This is a genomic window from Chitinilyticum litopenaei DSM 21440, assembly GCF_000428145.1.
In the GTDB taxonomy this organism is placed as follows: domain Bacteria; phylum Pseudomonadota; class Gammaproteobacteria; order Burkholderiales; family Chitinibacteraceae; genus Chitinilyticum; species Chitinilyticum litopenaei.
This window is the reverse complement of sequence record NZ_ATZJ01000002.1, coordinates 132,252-153,851: the sequence shown is the minus strand read 5'-3', so window position 1 is coordinate 153,851 and position 21,600 is coordinate 132,252. Positions and strand designations below refer to the sequence as shown.

Annotated in this window: 22 protein-coding genes; 14 read left to right on the top strand and 8 right to left on the bottom strand. The window is 63.8% G+C overall.

The window, feature by feature from the left end; translation table 11 throughout:
* Window positions 1-433: 433 nt before the first annotated feature.
* The 3 genes from C515_RS22235 to C515_RS0102675 all read right to left on the bottom strand — a co-directional run bounded on the left by C515_RS22235 (window position 434) and on the right by C515_RS0102675 (window position 2,047).
* A complete protein-coding gene (locus C515_RS22235) occupies window positions 434-1,189 on the bottom strand; it encodes a DUF3658 domain-containing protein (protein ID WP_028454268.1) in 756 nt (251 codons plus the stop codon).
* Window positions 1,182-1,601, bottom strand: coding sequence for a CoA-binding protein (locus tag C515_RS0102680; protein WP_028454267.1), 420 nt, complete (start codon window positions 1,599-1,601; stop codon window positions 1,182-1,184). The genes C515_RS22235 and C515_RS0102680 overlap by 8 nt, the downstream gene beginning before the upstream one ends.
* A gap of 65 nt (window positions 1,602-1,666) precedes the next feature.
* Window positions 1,667-2,047 carry a Rid family detoxifying hydrolase gene (locus C515_RS0102675; protein ID WP_028454266.1) on the bottom strand — a complete coding sequence of 127 codons (381 nt, stop codon included), beginning with the start codon at window positions 2,045-2,047 and terminating at the stop codon, window positions 1,667-1,669.
* A 166-nt stretch (window positions 2,048-2,213) separates the two neighbouring features.
* On the opposite strand from C515_RS0102675, the gene C515_RS0102670 reads away from it, so the two are divergent.
* A complete protein-coding gene (locus tag C515_RS0102670) occupies window positions 2,214-3,494 on the top strand; it encodes a GGDEF domain-containing protein (RefSeq protein WP_028454265.1) in 1,281 nt (426 codons plus the stop codon).
* A 146-nt stretch (window positions 3,495-3,640) separates the two neighbouring features.
* On the opposite strand, the gene C515_RS0102665 is transcribed toward C515_RS0102670, so the two are convergent.
* A complete protein-coding gene (locus tag C515_RS0102665) occupies window positions 3,641-4,351 on the bottom strand; it encodes an SAM-dependent methyltransferase (RefSeq protein WP_028454264.1) in 711 nt (236 codons plus the stop codon).
* A complete protein-coding gene (locus C515_RS0102660; RefSeq protein WP_051304558.1) occupies window positions 4,348-4,959 on the bottom strand; it encodes a Maf family nucleotide pyrophosphatase in 612 nt (203 codons plus the stop codon). The genes C515_RS0102665 and C515_RS0102660 overlap by 4 nt, the downstream gene beginning before the upstream one ends.
* A 91-nt stretch (window positions 4,960-5,050) precedes the next feature.
* Between C515_RS0102660 and C515_RS0102655 the strand changes: the two genes are divergently transcribed.
* The 9 genes from C515_RS0102655 to C515_RS0102615 all read left to right on the top strand — a co-directional run bounded on the left by C515_RS0102655 (window position 5,051) and on the right by C515_RS0102615 (window position 14,330).
* Window positions 5,051-5,539, top strand: a complete 489-nt coding sequence (locus tag C515_RS0102655; protein ID WP_245574974.1) for a YceD family protein — start codon at window positions 5,051-5,053, stop codon at window positions 5,537-5,539.
* Between the two features lie 37 nt (window positions 5,540-5,576).
* Window positions 5,577-5,753 (top strand): 50S ribosomal protein L32, encoded by a 177-nt coding sequence (gene rpmF / locus C515_RS0102650; RefSeq protein ID WP_028454261.1) that lies wholly within the window; start codon window positions 5,577-5,579, stop codon window positions 5,751-5,753.
* Between the two features lie 89 nt (window positions 5,754-5,842).
* Window positions 5,843-6,880, top strand: a complete 1,038-nt coding sequence (gene plsX / locus C515_RS0102645; RefSeq protein WP_028454260.1) for a phosphate acyltransferase PlsX — start codon at window positions 5,843-5,845, stop codon at window positions 6,878-6,880.
* 207 nt (window positions 6,881-7,087) lie between these two features.
* Complete coding sequence (locus C515_RS0102640; protein WP_028454259.1) at window positions 7,088-8,044, top strand: beta-ketoacyl-ACP synthase III; 957 nt, start codon at window positions 7,088-7,090, stop codon at window positions 8,042-8,044.
* A 96-nt stretch (window positions 8,045-8,140) separates the two neighbouring features.
* On the top strand, window positions 8,141-9,070 hold the full coding sequence (fabD, locus tag C515_RS0102635; protein ID WP_028454258.1) for an ACP S-malonyltransferase: 930 nt from the start codon (window positions 8,141-8,143) through the stop codon (window positions 9,068-9,070).
* Between the two features lie 103 nt (window positions 9,071-9,173).
* Window positions 9,174-9,917: a 3-oxoacyl-ACP reductase FabG gene (gene fabG, locus C515_RS0102630; RefSeq protein ID WP_028454257.1), complete on the top strand. Its 744-nt coding sequence runs from the start codon at window positions 9,174-9,176 to the stop codon at window positions 9,915-9,917.
* Window positions 9,918-10,113: 196 nt separating this feature from the next.
* Complete coding sequence (acpP, locus tag C515_RS0102625; RefSeq protein WP_028452126.1) at window positions 10,114-10,353, top strand: acyl carrier protein; 240 nt, start codon at window positions 10,114-10,116, stop codon at window positions 10,351-10,353.
* Window positions 10,354-10,480: 127 nt separating this feature from the next.
* Window positions 10,481-11,722 (top strand): beta-ketoacyl-ACP synthase II, encoded by a 1,242-nt coding sequence (gene fabF / locus C515_RS0102620; protein ID WP_028454256.1) that lies wholly within the window; start codon window positions 10,481-10,483, stop codon window positions 11,720-11,722.
* A 244-nt stretch (window positions 11,723-11,966) separates the two neighbouring features.
* Window positions 11,967-14,330 carry a DUF1631 family protein gene (locus C515_RS0102615; RefSeq protein WP_158380766.1) on the top strand — a complete coding sequence of 788 codons (2,364 nt, stop codon included), beginning with the start codon at window positions 11,967-11,969 and terminating at the stop codon, window positions 14,328-14,330.
* Window positions 14,331-14,471: 141 nt separating this feature from the next.
* Here the strand turns inward: C515_RS0102615 and C515_RS0102610 are convergent, their stop codons facing one another.
* Window positions 14,472-15,005 carry a lipocalin family protein gene (locus C515_RS0102610; protein WP_043647818.1) on the bottom strand — a complete coding sequence of 178 codons (534 nt, stop codon included), beginning with the start codon at window positions 15,003-15,005 and terminating at the stop codon, window positions 14,472-14,474.
* Between the two features lie 299 nt (window positions 15,006-15,304).
* Here C515_RS0102610 and C515_RS0102605 point away from each other — a divergent pair, with 299 nt between their 5' ends.
* The 3 genes from C515_RS0102605 to C515_RS22230 all read left to right on the top strand — a co-directional run bounded on the left by C515_RS0102605 (window position 15,305) and on the right by C515_RS22230 (window position 18,447).
* Complete coding sequence (locus C515_RS0102605) at window positions 15,305-16,612, top strand: aminodeoxychorismate synthase component I (protein ID WP_245574973.1); 1,308 nt, start codon at window positions 15,305-15,307, stop codon at window positions 16,610-16,612.
* 10 nt (window positions 16,613-16,622) lie between these two features.
* On the top strand, window positions 16,623-17,450 hold the full coding sequence (gene pabC, locus C515_RS0102600) for an aminodeoxychorismate lyase (RefSeq protein ID WP_028454252.1): 828 nt from the start codon (window positions 16,623-16,625) through the stop codon (window positions 17,448-17,450).
* An 85-nt stretch (window positions 17,451-17,535) separates the two neighbouring features.
* Window positions 17,536-18,447, top strand: coding sequence for an ankyrin repeat domain-containing protein (locus C515_RS22230; RefSeq protein WP_081686706.1), 912 nt, complete (start codon window positions 17,536-17,538; stop codon window positions 18,445-18,447).
* Window positions 18,448-18,514: 67 nt separating this feature from the next.
* Here the strand turns inward: C515_RS22230 and prmB are convergent, their stop codons facing one another.
* Window positions 18,515-19,423, bottom strand: a complete 909-nt coding sequence (prmB, locus tag C515_RS0102590) for a 50S ribosomal protein L3 N(5)-glutamine methyltransferase (RefSeq protein WP_028454251.1) — start codon at window positions 19,421-19,423, stop codon at window positions 18,515-18,517.
* Between the two features lie 315 nt (window positions 19,424-19,738).
* Here prmB and C515_RS19230 point away from each other — a divergent pair, with 315 nt between their 5' ends.
* The gene (locus C515_RS19230; RefSeq protein ID WP_051304556.1) at window positions 19,739-21,175 is read left to right on the top strand and encodes a DEAD/DEAH box helicase; all 1,437 of its coding nucleotides are present in this window, start codon (window positions 19,739-19,741) and stop codon (window positions 21,173-21,175) included.
* Window positions 21,176-21,254: 79 nt separating this feature from the next.
* On the opposite strand, the gene C515_RS0102580 is transcribed toward C515_RS19230, so the two are convergent.
* Window positions 21,255-21,599 (bottom strand): hypothetical protein, encoded by a 345-nt coding sequence (locus C515_RS0102580; RefSeq protein ID WP_028454250.1) that lies wholly within the window; start codon window positions 21,597-21,599, stop codon window positions 21,255-21,257.
* Window position 21,600 lies beyond the last annotated feature (1 nt).

Genomic DNA, 21,600 nt, shown 5'->3' with positions numbered 1-21,600 from the left:
GTCAGCCACCCCGCTGCGCGGGGTGCCCTGCGATGCTCGTTTTTCCAGGGGAGCGGGGCAACTCGGCCCTGCGGGCCTCAGACACGCCCCGCTCCTGGTCCTCCCCCTGCGGGGAAAACTGCGCTTCTCGGCGGCTTTCAGGGCCTGTCGTGCTAAACCGCATTTGCAGTGGCCTGGTCCGGTGCCTCTCTCAGTGGGGCGCCAGAAGGAGAGGGGCCCGTCATGCCGGCTTAGGCCGGCATCCAGGTGGAGGAATGCCTTCGCTCGGCTTTAGATGCAGAGCCCTCTGTGATGCCGCAAGAGCAACAATAAATAAAGAACCGATGCGGCTCGTTGTAAGGCGCCTTGCTCAACTCTAATCGGTGGCAAAGGTCGGGTACAGCGGCGATTTCTGCTGAGCCAGTAGCTGCGCTAATTGAGGGGGCCTTTGCGGCTAGCCGCCGGCGCGGCGCACGCGCGAGCGGGCCAGCGAGAAATCCGGGTCGGCTTCCGCGAATTCGACGCGGCCGGCGCGGCCCAGCAGCGCCATGCGCCAGCTGCCCAGCCAGTCGCTGCGAAAAAAACCGTCCGAATTCGCCATCCATTCGCCGACCGCCAGCGCGGCGGCTTCCCAGCGCGGCGTCACGCATTGCCACAGCTCATCGTCGAGGCTGTCGATGCCGGCCAGCTGGAAGCGGCCGTCACGCCAGCTGCGCAGGCCGTCGCCGGCGCGCAGGCTTTCCCACTCGGCGGCGAGCGCCGCGACCGTTTTCTTGCCGATTTTCTCGCCAAGTCCGGTGGCGGCCTGCAGCTGCTCCGAGTCGCACATGCCCAGCGCAAACATGCCATCGGGAAGATAGGTCGGGATGGGCGGCACGCGCACCAGCGTGAATGGCCGCCCCTGGCGCCACCAGGCGACGCGGCGCAGCAGCAGCTCCTCGCCGCTGGAATGGCCGACCCAGACGGTCAGTTCGTCGGGCAGCTTCGCCAGCAGCGCGCGCTCCTCGGCCAGCTTGTCGGCGAAGCGGTAGGGGAAAAAGGGGTTCACGGCTTCCCAGAACGCCGCGCGTTGTGTGCCGTCACCATCGACATCGGCCAGCGGGCCGACGGGCAGATCATCGCGCGCGACCAGCACCGCGGCGCCGGGCAGGGCCTTGCGCAAGACGTCCGCCGCGCAGTCGCCCAGTATCAGGTGGCTGGTCTCACTCACTGCTCAGCCGTCCGTATTCGACCATCAGGCAGCGATCCATCACCACGGTCATGCCGGCGTCCTGCGCGCGCTGCGCGGCGCTTTCGTCGATCACGTCGAGCTGCAGCCACAGCGCTGGCGCGCCGATGGCGAGTGCGTCGTCGACGATCGCCGGTACTTCGCTCGGGCGACGAAACACATTCACCAGGTCGACCGGCTCGGGGATGGCGAGCAGATTGGGATAGCACTTTTCGCCCAGCACCTCGTCCAGCATCGGGTTGACCGGGATGATGGTGAAACCCCATTGCTGCATCAGCTTCGCCACGCCATGGCTGGCGCGGCTGGGCTTGTCGGAAATGCCGACCACCGCGATGCGCCGGGTGTTGTCCAGCAGCGTGCGCAGCTCTTCATCTCCGGGATTGGCGAAGCTCATGGTTGCTCCTTGGGTATATGGCTATACGATAACGAGGTATTGGGCTACAGGGTTATACCTGTCTTTTATGCCAGAACCATGACCGCGTCGGCCTCGACCAGCGCGCCCTTGGGCAGGGCGGCGGCCTGCACGGCGGCGCGCGCCGGGAAGGGGGCCTGGAAATATTCACCCATGATTTCGTTCAGCCGCGCGAAATTTGCCAGGTCGACGACGAACACGCCCAGCTTCACGATGTCAGACAGGTCGCCGCCAGCGGCCTGGCACACGGCGCGCAGGTTCTGGAACACGCGATGCGCCTGCGCATCAAAGCCGTCCAGCAGCACGCCGCTGTAGGGTTCAAGGCCGATCTGGCCGGACAGGTAGACGGTGTTGCCCACCCGGATGGCCTGCGAATAGGTGCCAACGGCGGCGGGGGCGTGCTCGGTATGAATGATGGCTTTGCTCATCGGGATTCCTTGTGCGGCAATGAAAGATGAAGAGGCAGGAAAGCTGTCATTAAACCACAGGCGCGCGCCAAGACAATGCGCAAACCCCCCGCTGGCCTGATGCGCGCATTCTTTCCTGCAAAGGCGGCGGGTGCCCGATAATGGGCAGGAACTGGAGAATAAATGCATGAAATGGCCATCCCTGTCGTTTGCCTCTGCGCTGGCGGCCCTGCTGCTGGGCAGTGCCTTGCTGCTGTGGTGGCAGCATGCCGGCATGAACCGGACGCTGCGGATCACGCCGGCCGCTGGCCACCGGATCGAGGTCATCGACGACCGGCTGATTGGTGGCGGCTCGGTTGCGCGCCACATTCCCATGCCGGACAAGTGGCGTTTCACCTGCGAGCTGTCACCGCAATACCAGTGGCCGTTCTGCGAGCTGGCGGTCTTTGTCGGCAAGCCGGAGCAGGGGCTGGATCTGGCCGGGTTTGATCGTCTGGCGATCAAGGCACGTTACCGCGGTGTGGGCTCGCACCAGATGCGCGTTTTCCTGCGCAATTTCAACCCGGCCTACGCCAGTCCCGACCGCAACGAAACCTGGAAGGTGATGGGCGCGTTTCTGGTGCCGCCTGCCGATGGCGGCGAACTGGAGTTGCCGATCAAATCCTTTGCCGTGGCCAGCTGGTGGGTCGCCCAGCACAAGATTCCGCCCGAACACGCCAGCATGGAGCTCGACAATGTGCCGCTGATCCAGTTCGGCTCGTCCACGCTGATGGAGCCGGGGCATCATGATGTCGAGGTCGACTACATCGAATTTCGCGGCAAATGGCTCAGTCGCGGTGAATTGCTGCTGCTGCTGGGGTTGATCTGGCTTGCCGTCATCGGCGGTGTTGTCTGGCGCCACCTGCGCAGCAGCCGTGAAATCGTCGACGACCTGCTGGGGCTGGCCACCCGGCTGGAGCAGCAAAGGCTGGACATGGATCATGCCGCGCATTACGACGCGCTGACCGACGTGCGCAACCGTACCGGCCTGCTCGACGAGTTGCTGGCCGGCCATGGCCGCTGCACGCAAATGGGGGTGGTGTTTGCCGACATCGACCATTTCAAGCAGATCAATGATACCTACGGGCATGATGTCGGCGACCGGGTCTTGCAGCAGTTCGCTGCAACGCTGCAAAGCGGCATTCGCAGCAGCGATTATCTGGTGCGCTGGGGCGGCGAGGAATTCGTGCTGTTCTTTCCGCAAATCAGCCTGGATGGCGCCGAGCTGGTTGCGGAAAAGCTGCGCAAATCCCTGCACCAGGCCGGGTGGCCGCTGGGGATGACGGTAACGGCGAGCTTTGGCGTTGCCGTCTGTCAGGGGGAGGCGCTGGATGCGGCCATCTGCCGTGCCGATGCCGCGCTGTACCGCGCCAAGCGCGGCGGGCGCGACCGCGTGGTGCTCGACGAGCCGCAGCCGGATGGGGGTTGAGGCAGAGGCTGGCGGCCGGGCTGCCGGCCATTGCCGGTAGACGAACCCGGCGCGCGAGCCTGGCGTACGCGTTTTGCTTTCCTGTTGTGGGTATGTGGTGCAGGCCCTTCTTGTGAAAGGGTCTGCTGGTCATGGGGTATTGGGTATCAGGCGGCGTAGAGCACAAAGACGGTTGGTTTCTTGTGCAGGTCCGGCGCGGGGCTGCGTTGCCAGTCGGCAATGCTGAGGCTTTTCAGATACTGATCCGCCAGGCTGAGGTTGCAGGCGACGGTGAGCAGCGTTTGCGGGCGCGCGCTGGTCAGCAAGGCATCGAGCAGCGCCTTGTTGCGATAGGGCGTTTCGATAAACAGTTCGGCCTGTTTTTCCTTCTGCGAGCTGGTTTCCAGCGCCCTGATTGCCGCAACGCGCTCGACATCGTTCGCCGGCAGATAGCCGTTGAAGCGGAATTTCTGGCCATTGGCGCCCGAGCCCATCAGCGCGAGCAGGATCGACGATGGGCCGACCAGCGGCATCACGCGTATGCCCTTGCGATGCGCGAGGCGCACCAGATTGGCGCCGGGGTCGGCGACGCCCGGGCAACCGGCTTCGCTCATCAGTCCGACGTCGTGGCCGGCCAGCAGGGGCTCCAGCAGGCTGGCGAGATTGCCGTCCTTGCTGTGCTCGTTCAGCTCCTGCATCCACAGGCTGCGCAGCTCGTGCGGGGTGCCGAAGCGTTTCAGGTGCGCGCGCGCGGTTTTCGGCGCCTCGACGATGAAATGCGTGAGCCGCTGCGCGATGCCGATGACGTCGGCCGGCAGGATGTCGGCGAGCGTGTCGCCACCCAGCGGAGTCGGGATCAGGTACAGGGTGCCGCTCATACCAGTTGCACTCCTTCGTTCATCAGCATGGTGCTCAGCGCGATCATGGGCAGGCCGATGATGGCGGTCGGGTCACTGTTGTCGATGCGCGCGATCAGCACCACGCCCAGGCCTTCGGTCTTGGCGCTGCCGGCGCAGTTGTAGGGCTGTTCATGGCGCAGGTAGCGTTCGATGGTGGCGTCGTCATAGTCGCGCATCACCACGCGGGTGATGTCGACATGGGTCTGCGTATTGCCGCTCTGGCTGTTGTGGAGCGCCAGCGCGGTGTGGAATTCGATGGTGCGCCCGCGCATCAATTGCAGCTGCGCGACGGCGCGCTCGTGTGTGCCCGGTTTGCCGAGCTGCACGCCGTCGAGCAGCGCGACCTGGTCCGAGCCGATCAGCAGGTGGGCGGGAAAGCGCTCGCGCAAAACCTGGGCCTTGGCCATGGCCAGCCGCAGACTGGTGGCGTGCGCCGTTTCACCTGCCAGCGGCGTTTCGTCGACCTCGGGGCTGGCGACTGAGAAGGGCAGGGCCAGGCGCTGCAGCAGCTCGCGGCGATAGGGCGAGGTGGAGGCCAGCACCAGCGGCAGGGCGGCCTCGGACGTGAAAGGGGCTTGTTTTTGCATGTGAATTCCGGATTGGTGCGCGTCTAAAGCTTTGACAGCCAGTGTGGCGGGATTGTATCATGCGCGGTTTCTTGGGTTGCCGATGCTTGCCATGTCCGTGATCAATAGCGCAGAATTTGCGATTGCCCGCGAGCAGCTGGCAGGAAAAGTGGCGGTAGCAAGCCTGCCGCGACTGGCCGATGCCGTGCTGGATCATGCTGCCGAGCTGGTCTGGTCGCTGGAAGGCGGTGTCGACAAGCTGGAGCGGCCTTATCTGTTCCTGCAGGTCAGCGGCGAGCTGCAATTGCGCTGCCAGCGCTGTCTCAAGGCCATGCCATTCCAGCTGGCCTGCGAGACGGTACTGACCCAGTTTGCCGACGAGGCTCTGCTGGACGAAGCCGAAGAGGCTGACGAAGACCTCGAGGGCCTGCTGATCGATCCCGCGCTGGATGTGCTGGCGCTGGTCGAAGAAGAAGTATTGCTGGCGCTGCCGTACGCGCCGCGCCACGACCGTTGTGACGCCGATGACGTCATGATCGTGTCGGACAAACCGAATCCGTTTGCTGTCCTGGCTCAGTTGAAAACCAGGAAAGCGGAATAACTGAAACTGAAAAACTGGTTTTCAAGGAGTAGTAATCATGGCCGTTCAACAGAACAAAAAGTCCCCGTCCAAGCGTGGCATGCACCGCGCTCACGATTTCCTGACCGCTCCGGCGATCGCCGTTGACGAGCGCGGCACCGTGCATCGTCCGCATCACGTCAGCCCGGATGGCTTCTACAAGGGCCGTCGCGTGGTCAAGGCCAAGGGCGAGTAATTCATTAAATCCTTGCGCAAGCAAAGATTTAGTCTCAACGGCGCAAACAGGCAATCCTGTTTGCGCCGTTCGTCATTCTGGATAGCCTGATGGAAATTACCGTAGCAGTTGATGCAATGGGCGGCGATCACGGTACGCACGTGACCGTGCCGGCCGTGTTGCGCTTCCTGCGCGAGCATGCCGATGTCGATGTGGTGCTGGTCGGCCTGCCCGACGCCATTGCCGCCGAGCTGAAGGCGCATCGCACCGAAACCGGCCCGCGCCTGCGCGTGCATCCGGCCAGTGAAGTGGTCGCGATGGACGAGTCGCCGCAGTCGGCGATGAAGAACAAGAAAGATTCATCAATGCGCGTGGCGATCAATCTGGTCAAGACCGGCGAGGCCAATGCCTGTGTCTCGGCCGGCAATACCGGGGCGCTGATGGCCACCGCACGTTTCGTGCTGAAAACCATCCCGGGGGTGGATCGTCCGGCGATTGCCAAGCTGCTGCCAACCCGCAAGGGGGGTGAGACCTGCGTGCTGGATCTGGGCGCCAATGTCGATTGCACTGCCGCGCAACTGGTGCAGTTCGCCATCATGGGCTCGGCGCTGTTCGAGGCGCTGCGTCAGCAGCCCCGTCCGCGAGTCGGCCTGCTCAATGTGGGTGAGGAAGAAATCAAGGGCAATGAGCAGGTCAAGGGGGCGGCCGAACTGTTGCGCCAGTCCCCGCTGAATTTCATCGGCAATGTCGAAGGTGACGATCTCTACAGCGGCAATGTCGATGTGATTGCCTGCGACGGCTTTCCCGGCAATATCGCGCTGAAGGCATCCGAAGGGCTGGCCAAGATGATGGCCGACTTCATCAAGGAAGAATTCACCCGAGGCCCCGTCAGCAAGCTGCTGGCCCTGTGCGCGATGCCGGTACTCAACCGGTTCAGGAAGCGTATGGATCCGCGCCGCTACAATGGCGCCTCGCTGCTGGGGCTGCGCGGCATCGTGGTGAAAAGCCACGGCGGCGCCGACGAGCTGGCCTTTTACTGGGCGCTCAAGCAGGCGCTGGAAGAGGCGCGCGCTGGGGTCATCCAGCGCATTACCGATCAGGTGCAGCAGCAGGTCGCCGATCTGGGCGAGTCGGCGGCGGTGCAGTAAACGGCGTTCCGGCAGGCTGCTGCAGCGTCCGCAGTGTGTTAAAAGCCGGGTTTTCGCCGGCATCCGCCGCCGGGTACGGCCCGGCGCAAGTCGCCACTTGTACAGTCAAGGGTTTATTGTTGTTTTTCAGGCATTTTTCCCGGCTTTGCCGTGAAAAACGGGCCGCAGGCTGTTTTCACGACGCCTGCCAAACGAAGGAGTCCGTTTATGTTTTCCCGCATTGCAGGCACGGGCAGTTATCTGCCCGAGCGCATCCTGAGCAACCACGATCTGGCGGCCAGGGTCGAGACCAGTGACGAATGGATTGTGGCGCGCACCGGCATCCGTCAGCGCCATATCGCCGCGGCAGAGGAAAGCACGTCCGACATGGCGCTGGCTGCGGTGCAGCAAGCGCTCGCCAGTGCTGGCGTCACCGCCGGCGAAGTCGATCTGCTGATCGTCGCCACCACCACGCCCGACAACATCTTTCCGTCTACCGCGTGCATCTTGCAGGAGAAGCTGGGTGTGCACGGCTTTCCGGCTTTTGACATGCAGGCCGTGTGCGCCGGTTTCGTCTATGCGCTGACCACCGCCGACCAGTTCATCAAGAGCGGCGCGGCGAAGTGCGCCGTCGTCGTTGGCGCGGAAAAGCTCTCGAACATCGTCAACTGGAACGACCGCAACACCTGCGTGCTGTTCGGTGACGGCGCCGGCGCCGTGGTGCTCAAAAGTGACGAGGAAACCGGCATTCTGGCGACGCACCTGCACGCCGACGGCCGCTACAACGGCATTCTGAAAACGCCGGGCCGCACGGTGGCCAACGCCATCGACGGCGAGGCCTTCATCCACATGGATGGCAGCGCGGTCTTCAAGTTTGCCGTGAAGGCGCTGTCGGCCGTCGCCGAAGAAACGCTGGAAAAAGCGGGCCTGGACAAGGCGGACATCGACTGGCTGGTGCCGCACCAAGCCAATATCCGCATCATCGAGTCCACCGCCAAGCACTTGCAGCTGTCCATGGACAAGGTCATTGTCACGGTGGCCGAGCACGGCAATACCTCGGCCGCGTCGATTCCGCTGGCGCTCGATGCCGGCGTGAAAAGCGGCCGCATCCAGCGCGGCCAGACCATCCTGATGGAAGGCATCGGTGGCGGTTTTGCCTGGGGCTCGGTGCTGGCCAAATTTTAATTTGGGTGAGGGGAGAGGCGTGAGGGGGGTGGTGTAAAACCTTGCATCGCACTTGCGCCTCACACCTCACACCTCACACCTTACGAGGTTTTACACATGTCTCTTGCTTTCGTATTCCCCGGTCAGGGTTCGCAGTCGCTGGGCATGATGGCCGGCTTTCTTGATGACGCCAGCGTGCGCCAGACCTTTGAAGAAGCCAGTGCCGCGCTGGGCCAGGATCTGTGGGCGATGATCCAGCCCGACGCCGATGTGGCCGTCATCAATGCCACCGTCAACACCCAGCCGCTGATGCTGACCGCCGGCGTGGCGGTCTTCCGCGCGTGGACCGCGCAGGGCGGCGCGCTGCCGGTGGTGGCTGCCGGCCATTCGCTGGGCGAATACACCGCGCTGGCCTGCGCCGGTTCGATTGCCTTTGCCGATGCCGTGCGTCTGGTGCGCCTGCGTGCCGAAGCCATGCAGGCTGCGGTGCCGGAAGGCGTCGGCGCGATGGCGGCGATTCTGGGCCTGGCCGATGCTGATATTGTTGCCGCATGTGCCGAGGCCGCGCAGGGCGAGGTTGTCGAGGCGGTGAATTTCAATTCGCAGGGCCAGGTAGTGATCGCCGGCAACAAAGCGGCGGTTGAAAGAGCGATGGCACTGTGCAAGGACAAGGGCGCCAAGCGCGCGCTGCCGCTGCCGGTGTCGGTGCCCTCGCACTGCGCGCTGATGAAGCCGGCCGCCGAAAAGCTGGCCGCAGCGCTTGCGCAGATCACCATTTCCGCGCCGACCTTCCCGGTGATCCACAATGCCGACGTCGTGGCCTACACCGATCCGGCGCAGATCCGCGACGCGCTGACGCGCCAGCTGTATCAGCCGGTGCGCTGGGTGGAAACCGTGCAGAAAATGGCGGCCGATGGCGCGTCGGTGATTGCCGAATGCGGTCCGGGCAAGGTGCTGGTTGGCTTGAACAAGCGTCTGGCCGCCGATGCGCAGCACGTCGCGCTGACCAGCCTCGCCGCCTTTGACGAGCTCAAGGCTGTTCTCTAAGGGTATGCTGTTGCAGCCTTTCTTGAGTAAAGGCTGCAGCGTTATGGGTTGTCATGTATCTGGTTTGCCGGCGCAAGCTGGCACGCACAACAAGGATTGAACCATGAGTCTTGCAGGAAAAGTCGCGCTGGTGACCGGCGCATCCCGTGGCATCGGTCAGGCCATCGCGCTCGAGCTCGCCAGCCAGGGTGCTACCGTGATCGGTACCGCGACCAGCGACAGCGGCGCCGAAGCGATTACCGCTTATCTGAAAGAAGCCGGTGCCGCCGGCGCGGGCCTGCGCCTGAATGTGACCGAAGAGGGCGCCTGCGAGGCCATCATCGCCGCCATCGAAAAGGACTACGGCCCGGTCGCCGTGCTGGTCAACAACGCCGGCATCACGCGCGACAATCTGCTGATGCGCATGAAGGACGAGGAGTGGGACGCCATCATGGCCACCAACCTCAAGCCGGTGTACCAGCTCAGCAAGGCGGTGATGCGCGGCATGATGAAGGCGCGCTGGGGGCGCATCATCAATATTGCTTCCGTCGTCGGCGCGACCGGCAATGCCGGGCAGACCAACTACTCGGCCGCCAAGGCCGCGCTGTTCGGCTTCACCAAGTCGCTGGCCAAGGAAATCGGCAGCCGCGGCGTGACGGTCAATGCGGTTGCGCCCGGTTTCATCGACACCGACATGACCAAGGCGCTGCCGGACGAGCAGAAGGCCAAGCTGGTCGAGGCGATTGCGCTGGGCCGTCTGGGCCTGCCGAAGGACATCGCCGACGCCGTCGGTTTCCTCGCTTCGGATCGCGCGTCCTATATCACCGGCAACACCATGCATGTCAACGGCGGCATGTTCATGAACTGATTCAGGTCTGCGGCAAACCGCCGGGCCGATGAAGTAAATGTGACACCGGGCGGCGGTCTATTTGCAATTGCCGCCGCCTCGGTTAGACTGCGCCCGTTTGACCGAATGCAAATACGCGCCGTTACATGCGCGCGGATTTTTGATAGAATGCGGTCGCTTTTCATCCAACACAGCTAGGAAGGCTTGGGAAAAATCCATGGAAAACATCGAACAACGCGTTAAGAAAATCGTAGCCGAACAACTTGGCGTGCCGGAAACCGACGTCAAGATCGAGTCGTCCTTCGTGAACGACCTCGGCGCCGACTCCCTTGACACCGTTGAACTGGTGATGGCTCTCGAAGAAGAATTCGAGTGCGAAATCCCCGACGAAGAAGCTGAAAAGATCACTACCGTTCAGCAAGCCGTTGACTACGTCAGCGCCAACCTGAGCAAGTAATCCGCCTTGTTTACAGACCTCTGCCCTGACTCATGCAGTCAGCGCAGGGGTCTTGTCGCATTCGGCCTGCGCATTCGCAGGCGCCATGCCGGACGTGTTGCCGGCATCGTTTCTGGAGAGTTCCACTGTGTCCAAACGCAGAGTAGTGGTCACTGGCCTGGGCCATGTTTCGCCGATCGGCAATGATGTCGCCACCGGCTGGGCCAATCTCTTGGCCGGCAAGTCCGGCATCGGCCGCATCACCCGTTTCGACGCCAGCGACCTGGCTTGCCAGATTGCCGGTGAAGTGCGCGATTTCGACATCAGCCAGTACATCAGCCCGAAAGACGCCCGCCGCATGGATCTGTTCATCCATTTCGGCATTGCTGCTGCGCTGCAGGCCGTGACCGATTCCGGCCTGGACGATGTGGCCGACCTCGACAAGACCCGCGTTGGCGTCAATATCGGTTCCGGCATCGGCGGTCTGCCGCTGATCGAGAACACCGGTGTCGACCTGATCGAAGGCGGCCCGCGCAAGATCGGTCCCTTCTTCATTCCGGGTTCGCTGATCAACCTGATTGCCGGCCACGTGACCATTCTCAAGGGCTATCAGGGCCCCAGCTACGGCATTGTTTCCGCCTGCACGACCGGCGCGCACGCCATTGGCGACGCAGCCCGCATCATCCAGTACGGCGATGCCGACGTGATGGTGGCAGGCGGCGCCGAGGGCGCGATTTCGCGTCTGGGCGTGGGCGGCTTTGCCGCAATGAAGGCGCTGTCCACCCGCAACGACGATCCGGCGACGGCCTCGCGTCCCTGGGACAAGGGCCGCGACGGCTTCGTGATGGGCGAGGGTGCCGGCGTGCTGGTGCTCGAAGAATACGAACATGCCAGGAAGCGCGGCGCGAAGATTTACGCCGAGCTGGTGGGTTTTGGCATGAGCTCGGATGCGCACCACATCACCGCACCGAATGCCGAGGGCCCGGCGCGCGGCGTGGCCAACGCGCTGCGCGATGCCGGTGTGAATCCGGACGAAGTGCAGTACGTGAACGCGCACGGCACCTCGACCCCGCTGGGCGACGCCAATGAAACCAATGCGCTGAAGCTGGCGTTTGGCGAACATGCCAAGAAGCTGGTGGTGAACTCGACCAAGTCGATGACCGGCCATCTGCTGGGCGGTGCCGGCGGTGTCGAGGCGATCTACTCGATTCTGGCCATCCACAACCAGGTTTCCCCGCCGACCATCAATCTGGTCGAGCAGGACATCGAGGCCGGCTGCGATCTGGACTACTGCGCCAATACCGCCCGCGACATGAAGATTGACGTGGCGATCTCCAATTCCTTCGGTTTTGGCGGCACCAACGGCACGCTGGTATTCAAGCGGGTATAAGCAGGCACTTGCCAGCCCTGCCACAACAGCCACCTTCGGGTGGCTGTTGTTTTTTGCATGTCCGGCGGACGCCGCCCGCTGCCGTTCACCCCGCAGGGCCGCCCCATTGTCTGCTGCTTGTCGCCGCAATCTACGCGGCGTAAGGTGAAGCGCTTATAATCGCGCGTCGGTGCCGGACAGGCGCCGGCCCTCTGGTGCGCAACAGCCAGCAATAACGACAACATACCGAACAAGTTGGATGGTCATGGACAGAAACGATCTGCTAAACATCACGCGGACCACCTTCCTGCGGGTGTTCAATCAGGCCATCGACGGCCTGATCGCCCGCGCGGCCGACACGCTCTTTGGCATGGCGGATCGGGCGGGAAGCATTGTCGAGCAGCGCGATCTGCTCGATATCCGCGTGATCGTCATGTCCCGGCAGCAGGAAATCCAGGACAATCTGGTTTCCGCCATGGAGCGCCTGCTCAACCGCAGTTACCAGACCGCCTACAGCACCTTTCGCCCATCCTTTTCCGAAGCCTTCAACAGCCAGTCACTCTCCCTGGTCGATGTCTCGGCCTTTGACGGCGAATTGCGCATCGACGAAATCACCACGCGCATGCGTCATTCGGCCGAGGAGCAGTTGCGCGATCTGAACATCCGCATGGCCGTGCTCTTTGACCAGGACAACATCAACGAGCGCGAAAACCCCTTCCGGCCCTATCTGCTGTCGCGTTGCCTGGGCATGGCGGTTGAAACGCTGAATCTCACCCCCAGCCAGCAGGACTTGCTGACCGCCGTACTGGCGGATGAACTGCTTGGCAAGGTGCAGGGCATCTATGCCGAGCTCAACCTGCTGCTGGCCAATCACGGCATCGCCGCCCAGCTGCAGCTGCGCATTCGCCAGCTGCCTGGTCACATGCCCGTCACCGCGGATGACGCCCCCCTGCCGGCGGCCGGCGAGACGCTGACTGCTGCCCAGGCGGCTGCGGCCCCGCAGCGCCTGAACCGCTTGCTGGAACTGGTGCGCGCCCAGGCAGCCGGCGTCACGCCGGATGTCGCGGTGGGTGGCTGGTCGGCGGTAGCGCTGGCGCAGCCCGAAGCGCCCGCCGCGCAGGCCGGCGGCTGGCTTGCCAGCGTGCAGGGTCTGGGTCAGGCCGTGCGCGGCTTCTTTACCGGTGGCGTGCCGGCACGCGCCGGACTGCCGCTGACGCCCTCGCTGAAAGACTCGCTGAGCGAACTGCAGCAGACCAGTTTTGCCGGCGGCGCCACGCTGCTCGACAGCGAAGGGCAGGTTCGCAACCTGATTCTGGAAATGCGTCCGCAACTGAGCGAGGCCAGTGCCGACCTCAACGAACAGATGATCATCGACATCGTCGGCATGCTGTTCGAATTCATTCTGCGCGATGGCCAGGTGCCCGCCGAAATCCGCGCCCAGCTTGGCCGCCTGCAATTGCTGGTGCTGAAGTCGGCGCTGCAGGATCCGGCGCTGTTCTCGCAGAAGCATCATCCGGCGCGCCTCCTGGTCAACCGCATAGGCTCGATCGCCCAGGGCCTGCAGCAGCTCGACCCCGGCGCCGAGCGCGTCACGGCGGAAATCCGCCGCATCATCGAGGCCCTGCTGGCCGGCGAGGATGAGGGCATTGCGCTGTTTTCCAGCATGCTCGACGAGCTGGATGCCTTCATCGCCCGCGAGCTGCGCGCGGCGAACGACAAGGTCGACCGCGCCGCGCGCGCCATGGAAAGCGCGGAGAGCCGCACGCTGCGCTATGCCCGCATCACCGCGCAGGTGGCCGACGCGCTCGCGCCCTTTACGCTGGACCCGTATCTGCAGGATTTTCTTGGCAATACTTGGGCCTACGCCATCGAATTCGCCGAGCGCGAGGATCCGGTGAGCGCCCTGCGTTACCGCATGCTGGTGCCCGAGCTCTTGTGGAGCATCGCACCCAAAGCCGACCGCAGCGAACGGCAGACCCTGCTGGCGCTGATTCCGCCGATGCTGGCCACACTGAATGAAGGGCTGGTTCATACCCCCTGGCATGCCGAGCAGCGGCAGGCCCTGCTGGGCTGGCTGGTCGAGGCCCATCGGCATGCACTGCGCGTCAGCCAGACGACGGCGACCGTGCCCAGCATTGCCGAGCTGCGTGCGCAGTTCAGCGATTTCATCGGTCAGTCGGCCCAAGAGCCCGATCCCGCCAGCCTGCCGCCGCTGGAGCAGGTCAATCCGGTGCTCCTGCAGCAGGCCATTGGCGAAATCCAGGCCGAGCTGGAGCACATCGACCTGCTCGTCGCTGCGCAGCCGAACAATGATGACGAAAGCCTGGGCATTGGCCCGCTGGCCGAGGCCGAATTCGACGAACTGTTTGCCCGCCTGCGCGCCGGGGTGGCGATCGAAATCAATATCGTCGGCAGCCCGGTGGCCGCCAAACTGTGCTGGATGAGCCCGAACGAATCGAGCATGGTATTGACGCTGGCCGATCAGGCTGCGCCCAGCCTGCTCAGCGTCCAGCTGTTCCGCCGCATGCTGGGCAATGGCCGATTGCGCCTGCTGGAAGATGCGCCGCTGTTCGAGCGCGCCATCGAATCGCTGCTCGATACGGCAGACAGCGTCGATGCGCTGAACTGATCATCCTGGGTATATGGCTGTAGCCCTTTGTAGTAATGGGCTGTGGCTCCATACCTGCGACACTTGTTGTTCTTCCGGTTTGGCAGGACGCGGCAGCCGGCAGGCCTGTATCCCGGCTGCTGGCCAGACCGGCCGTGCGGCTTACCTTGCGCCCGCCGCCGATTGCGGCGTGAAGCGCAGCTTGTCGAGACTGTAGCCCTGGGCTTTCGCACTGGCCAGCGCCGCTTCCAGCGCCGGTGGCGACAGTTGCGGGCTGCGGCTCAATACCCACAGGTACTCGCGTGAGGGATGGCCGACCACGGCCCACTGGTAATCCGGATCCAGTCCGATAACCCAGTAGTCACCATAGAAAGGCCAGAAAAACGTCACGCGCAGGCGGGCATTGCCGCTGTTTTCGACCACTTTGGCGCGGCCATTCGCGCTGTCAACGCTGCCGTCGGCCGTTTTGCAGCGATTGACGACACCGATCTGGCCATCGTCGCGCAGGGTGTAGCTGGCCGTGGTGTCGCCGGTGCACTGGGCCTGGAAGCGCATCGGAAAGGCAGCAATTTCATACCACTGGCCAAGATAGCGCTGCAGATCAACGGCGGGAACCGTGCGCACTTCGCTGGCCTGGGCAAGGAACGGGGACAGCAGGGCCGCGAGGGCAAAGGGGGCCAGGAAGGGGATGCGCATGATGTTCTCTCCGCTTGTTGCTAAGACCAAACTTGGGGGCTGCGCGCCGATTTCAAGTCGCGTGCTGCCGCAGCCGCAATGCTGTTCCTGATTAGGTAGCAACCTCAGCAAAGTACAATTCGTCATTCCGGCGAAAGCCGGAGTCCAGTTGCAATGCCTGTTCGAGCGTCGCGCTGGATGCAGGTCTTCGCCGGCATGACAAGTTGCTGAGCTGGCTACCTAATCAGGATGCGGATCCGCTAGCCGAATTCGGGAAAACGCGCTGAGCCGCAAGGCGGCGGCCTGTTAAAATGCCGGTCATGATGACCATTCCCTCTACCCGGATTGTGAGCCGGCCCGGTCCCCGGGGGCTCGACCTGCTGGCGCTGGCCGCCGGCAATCCGCAACAGTTTCCTGCACTGCTGCAATCAGCGCAGCGCAGCGGCTGGGACATCCTGTTTGCCCTGCCGCGCGCCAGCCGTATCTATCAGGCGCACGAAGGTGCTGCGCTGGTGGCCGATCTGGCCGCCTTGCCGCGCGTCGCCGTCACGCCCTGCCATCTGCCGTTTCATGGCGGCTGGCTGCTGTATGCCGCTTATGAATTGCTGGAAACCTTCGAGACTACGGTGCCGGCGCGGACATCCGCTTACCCGCTGGCGGCGCTGGTGCGCTGCCCGGCGGCCGTGGTGTGCGAGCGCAGCAGCGGCGAAGTGACGCTGCTGGCGGAAACGCCGGAAGAACTCGACGCGCTGGCGGCCCTGCTCGCCGCGGATTCCGGCTGGCAGCCCCGGCCATTGCAGGTGGCGGCCATCAGCGAGGACGCGCCGCAAGCCTTTCTCGACGGCGTGGCGCGCTGCAAGCAGTACATTTACGACGGCGACGTGTTCCAGGTGAACCTGTCGCGCGGCTGGGACGTGACGCTGGCGCAGGGCGCCGCCGCCGACGTGTTTGCCGCCTTGCGCGCCGCCAACCCGGCGCCGTTTTCCGCACTGCTGGATCTGGAAGGGCTGCAGATTGTCAGCTCCTCGCCCGAGCGCCTGGTCAGCGTGCGCGATGGCGTCGTGCAGACCCGGCCCATCGCCGGCACGCACCCGCGCTCGAGCGACCCGGCCGAGGATGCGCGCCTCAAGCAGGCCCTGATCGACACACCCAAAGAGCGCGCCGAGCACATCATGCTCGTCGATCTGGAGCGCAACGACCTGGGCCGCATCGCCGTGCCCGGCAGCGTGCATGTCGACGAGCTGATGGCGGTCGAGACCTACGCCTTCGTGCATCACATCGAATCGAACATCCGCGCGCAGCTGCGCGACGGCATGACGGCGGCCGACGTGCTGCGCGCGCTGTTCCCCGGCGGCACCATCACCGGTTGCCCCAAGGTGCGCTGCATGCAGATCATCCGCGAGCTGGAAGACCGCCCGCGCGCCGCCTACACCGGCAGCCTGGGCTATATCAACCGCGATGGCTCGCTGGACCTGAACATCCTGATCCGCACCTTCCTGATGCGCGACGAGCAGCTGTATTTCCGCGCCGGCGCCGGCATCGTCGCCGATTCGGACGCCGAACGCGAGCTGCAGGAAACCCGCCACAAGGCGCGCGGCCTCCTGCGCGCGCTGGGAGTAACCCAATGAAGGTCAACAAATGAAGCTGATCAACGGCCAGCCGGCCGAGGCGCTCAGCCTGGCCGATCGCGCCATCCAGTTCGGCGACGGCGTGTTTCGTACGCTGAAGGTCGAGGCGGGCGGCGTGGCGTTCTGGGCGCGGCATTACGCGAAACTCAGGGCGGACTGCGCGGCGCTGGCCATCGTCTGCCCGGACGAGGCGACGCTGCTGGACGATCTGCGGCGGCTGGGCGTGCGCGACGCGACGGTAAAGATCATCATCACGCGCGGCGAATCGGCGCGCGGCTATGCCGTGCCGGCGGCCTGCACGCCGAACCGCATCGTTCAGGCCGCGCCGCTGCCGCAGTATCCCGCCGCCCATTTCGAGCACGGTGTGACGCTGCGCGTGTGCGAAACCCGTGCCAGCTGGCAGCCGGCGCTGGCCGGCGTCAAGCATCTCAATCGCCTGGAAAACGTGCTGGCGCGTCAGGAATGGCAGGACCCGGCCATCTTCGACGGCCTGCTGCTGGATCGCGACGGCATGGTCGTCGAGGGGGTGATCAGCAATGTGTTCGCGCTGCAGGGCCGGCGGGTGCTGACGCCGACGCTGGTTAACTCCGGCGTGGCCGGGGTGATGCGGGGTATCTTGCTGGAGCTTTTTTCCAGTATGGGCTATGAGGCAATACCCTCGGATATGACGCTGGAAGAGCTGGCAAGGTCCGAACAGCTCTGGCTGAGCAACAGTCTCTTCGGTCTCTTGCCAGTGGCCAGCCTGCAGCACTGGCGCTGGCAACCGCATCCGCTGGGCGCGGTCGTGCGCGAGGCACTGACGGCACTGGCGCAGCGCGAGACTCTGCAGCTGGTCTGAAGTTTGCACCGGTTATCACGGCTGACTTGCTCTGCGCTTGCAACATCCTAGACTGACAAATCATCAGTACGGGAAGCGCGCGACCATGAGCACGACGATGAATCAGGATCTCCTGCACAAACTGGGCGGCGATGAAACGCAATACCCGCACGCGCTGGCCACGCAATTCCCGCGCATTGTCGAGCGCATGATTTCGCTCTGGGGCACGCCGGAATTGCTGGTTTACCTCAACGGCCTGCTGTTTGACCAGCGCGGGGACCGCGAGGGCTTTCCCGAGGCGGTGGCCAAGGATCTCTTCCGCCTCTACGGCTGGGTGCGCAACCATCAGACCGAAGCCATGCGCCATCAGGCCGAAGCCAAGCTTTCGCATTTTGACGATGTCTGGGAAACGGCCGAAATGCAGCAGGGCGAGAAGCGCAGCAATGGCGTGACGCTGACGGTGGAAACGCTGGTCGACGCCGCCCAGCGCGGCGACATCGAGTCCATCCACAAGCATCTCGAGGCCGGGCTGATGGTGAATGCCAAGCTGCCCGACAGCAACAGCACGGCGCTGCTGGGCGCAGCCCTGTATGGCCACGAGCATTGCATCGAGGCGCTGATCCGCCTCGGCGCCGCCATCGAGTGGCCCGATGCGCAGGGCAAGCGCGCGCTGCATTATGCTGCCGCCTCCGGCAGCGTCGATTCGGTGGAAGTCCTGCTCAATGCTGGCGCCAGCGTCGACCCGGTCGACAACGACGGCCACACCCCGCTGATGCTGGCCGTGAGTGCGGGCAAGATGCGCGTGGTGGTGCGCCTGCTTGAAGCCGGCGCCAGCGTCAACCGTCAGGACGCCAAGGAGCGCAGTCCGCTGCATATGGCCGTCAACAGCAAGAATGCCCGCATGATCGAGCTCTTGCTGAGCTATGACGCCGACAAGACCCTGCTCGATGCCCGGGGGCATACCGCCCTGGAGCTGGCGATGAGCAGTGGCGACCCCAAGCTCGCTGCGCTGTTCTGAAGGCGGCAAACAGCAAACAGGGCTGCGCAAACGCAGCCCTGTTTGTCTTGGTGGCATTGCCGGGTGTTCAGTAACCGGCTTCCAGCAGCATGTTGCGGGTGAGCAGGAAGACAAAACCATCACCCGATTCGGTGTCCAGCCACACGAAGGGCAGCTCCGGGTAGCTGGCTTCCAGTACGTCGCGGTTGTGGCCGATCTCGACGACCAGCACTCCCTGCTCGGTCAGGTGTTCGCTGGCCTTCTCGATGATGCGGCGCGTGATGTCCAGGCCATCCTCGCCGCTGCCCAGCGCCATTTCCGGTTCGTGGCGGTATTCATCGGGCAATTCGTCCATGCTGTGTGCATCGACATAGGGCGGGTTGGAAATGATGAGGTCGTATTTTTCGCCTTCCAGCGGTTCGTACAGGTCGCCGTCCAGCAGGTCGATGCGCTCACCCAGGTGATAGTCAGCGACATTGATCTCCGCGACATCCAGTGCGTCGGAACTCAGGTCGACGGCGTCGATCTGGGCATCGGGGAAGTGGTCGGCCAGCAGAATGGCCAGGCAGCCCGAACCGGTGCACAGGTCAACGGCGCGATGCACCAGTTCCGGATACTCGATCCACGGCGCCAGCCCGCCATGGTTGAGGATTTCGGCGATGAAGGAGCGCGGCACGATGACGCGCTCGTCCACATAAAAGCGGTAATCGCCCAGAAACGCTTCCTTGGTCAGGTATGCGGCGGGCTTGCGGGTTTCGACGCGGGTTTGCAGCACGCCCAGCACCTGCTCGAGCTCAGTGGGCAACAGCCTGGCGTCGTACACCGCTTCGAGGCGATCCAGCGGCAGTTTGAGCGTGGCGAGGATGAGGTAAGCGGCCTCGTCCCAGGCATTGTCGGTGCCATGCCCGTAGAAGAGCTCGGCAATCTGGAAACGGCTGACCGCAAAACGGTGCAGATCGCGAATGGTGGTGAGCGTGCTTCTGGCCTGATCGAACATGGCGACTCCTGCAGACTGAATGAGCGAATGGCCGAGAGTGTAGAGCCTAACCGGGGCTTGATAAAGCCGGATTTTCGAGTGGCAGCAAGCGCCGGCCCAAGTCCGGCGCAAATCGCTGTTTGCATGGCCAGCGTGCCGTTGCTGTTTTCATCCCTTATTCGCGGCTGCGCCCTGAAAAAGGGCCGTGGCTTGTTCTGCAACGGTCGGCTAAGTCCTGCTGCCGCCATGATTTTCTGCCACAGTGTAAGGTAGGCAGCTCGGGCCGCATGGTGTAGAATCGGCTGCTTATTTTTTGCACACTGGAGTAACAAAAGGATGACATTTGCAGCGCTCGGCCTGGCGCCGGAACTGCTCAGGGCCGTCAGCGAACAGGGCTATGAGCATCCCACCCCCATTCAGGCTGCGGCGATTCCCGTCGTGCTGGCCGGACAAGATGTACTCGGCGCAGCGCAAACCGGCACCGGCAAGACCGCCGCGTTTACCCTGCCGATTCTGCAACGCCTTTTGAAGCATGCCAGCCCCAGCGTTTCCCCTGCCAAGCATCCGATCCGTGCGCTGGTGCTGACCCCGACCCGCGAGCTGGCCGATCAGGTGCACGACAGTGTCACGACCTATGCCAAGTACAGCAAGCTGCGCAATCATGTCGTGTACGGTGGCGTCGACATCAAGGGCCAGATTCCGGCCTTGCGCGCCGGTGTGGAAATCCTGGTGGCAACTCCCGGGCGACTGCTTGATCACATCGAACAAAAGACCGTGAACCTGTCGCAGGTTGAGATCCTCGTACTTGATGAAGCCGATCGCATGCTGGACATGGGCTTCATTCTCGACATCCGCCGCATTTTCAATCTGTGCACTTCCCGCAAGCAGACCCTGCTGTTCTCGGCGACGTTTGCCCCCGAGATCAAGAAGCTGGCCGATGATTTCATGCACGCGCCGCAGCTGATCCAGGTCGAGCGGCAAAACTCCACCAATGAATCGGTGAAGCAGGAGCTGCATCCGGTCGAAAGCTATCGCAAAAAGGCGCTGCTGGCCCACCTGATCCGCCTGCATGCGATGGAGCAGGTGATTGTCTTTACCCGTACCAAGCAGAACGCCGATCAGCTCAGTCGCGACCTGAAGCGTGACGGTTTTGCGGTGGAGGCCATCCACGGCGACCGTGACCAGCGCGCCCGCATGGAAACCCTGGCTGGTTTCAAGGAGGGCCGGGTCAAGGTGCTGGTAGCGACCGACGTGGCCGCGCGCGGCCTCGATATTTCCGATCTGCCTTATGTGGTAAATTTCGAGCTGCCGAACAACCCGGAAGACTATGTGCACCGCATCGGCCGCACCGGCCGTGCCGGAGCGACCGGCGTGGCGATCTCGCTGGTCGGGCCCGAAGAGGAAAAGGCGTTCGAGCTGATCAAGAAGCTGATCAAGAAAGATCTGGCGCTGATTCCGGTGCCGGGCTTTTCCCCGGGGACCGAGCCGCTGGCGCCACCGCGCCGCGAGGAACGCTTCCCGCGTGAAGCGCGCGAGCCCCGCGATGGCCAGCGCGGCGAGCGTGGCCGTCGCGACTCTCGTGATGCTGCCGCACCACCACGGCGCGAGCATGAACGTGCGCCGCGCCGCGAACGCGATGCTGACCCGATGGCTGGCGTGGTCTATCCGAGCAATCTGCCGCCGCTGCCACAGCGCAAGCAGCAGATCGCCGCGCTTTTCCTGCCGCCGCGGCCAAGTGCGGCACCGGTCGTGAACGAGGCGAAAGACGCCTGATCTGCCGCCTGCTGCATGCATGGCCAACAGCAAAAACCCGCGCATTGCGCGGGTTTTTGTTTGCCGGTTGGGCCACACATCAGCGCAGCAGGCCCAGAAAGCCCAGCGCCAGCACCAGCAGGGCGACCGTGGTCAGGATGCCGATCAGGGCATTCACGGTAAACAGCCCGCGCCACAGTCCCGACTCGATGCGGCGGAAATGCCCGGTGCGCGTCAGCCGCCAGATGTCACCGACATAGGCCATGGCCAGATCCTGGTCGACCATGAAGGATATGCTCTGCGTCTTGTTCAGCATCGTGCCGTAGTTGCGTTCGACATAGTCGTACAGCAGGCGGGACAGCCCGAGCAGCAGGAAAAATCCGCCGAAGGCCGTCACGATGCAGACCGGCAGCACGATATCGATAAACAGGCCGGAAGCAGCCATC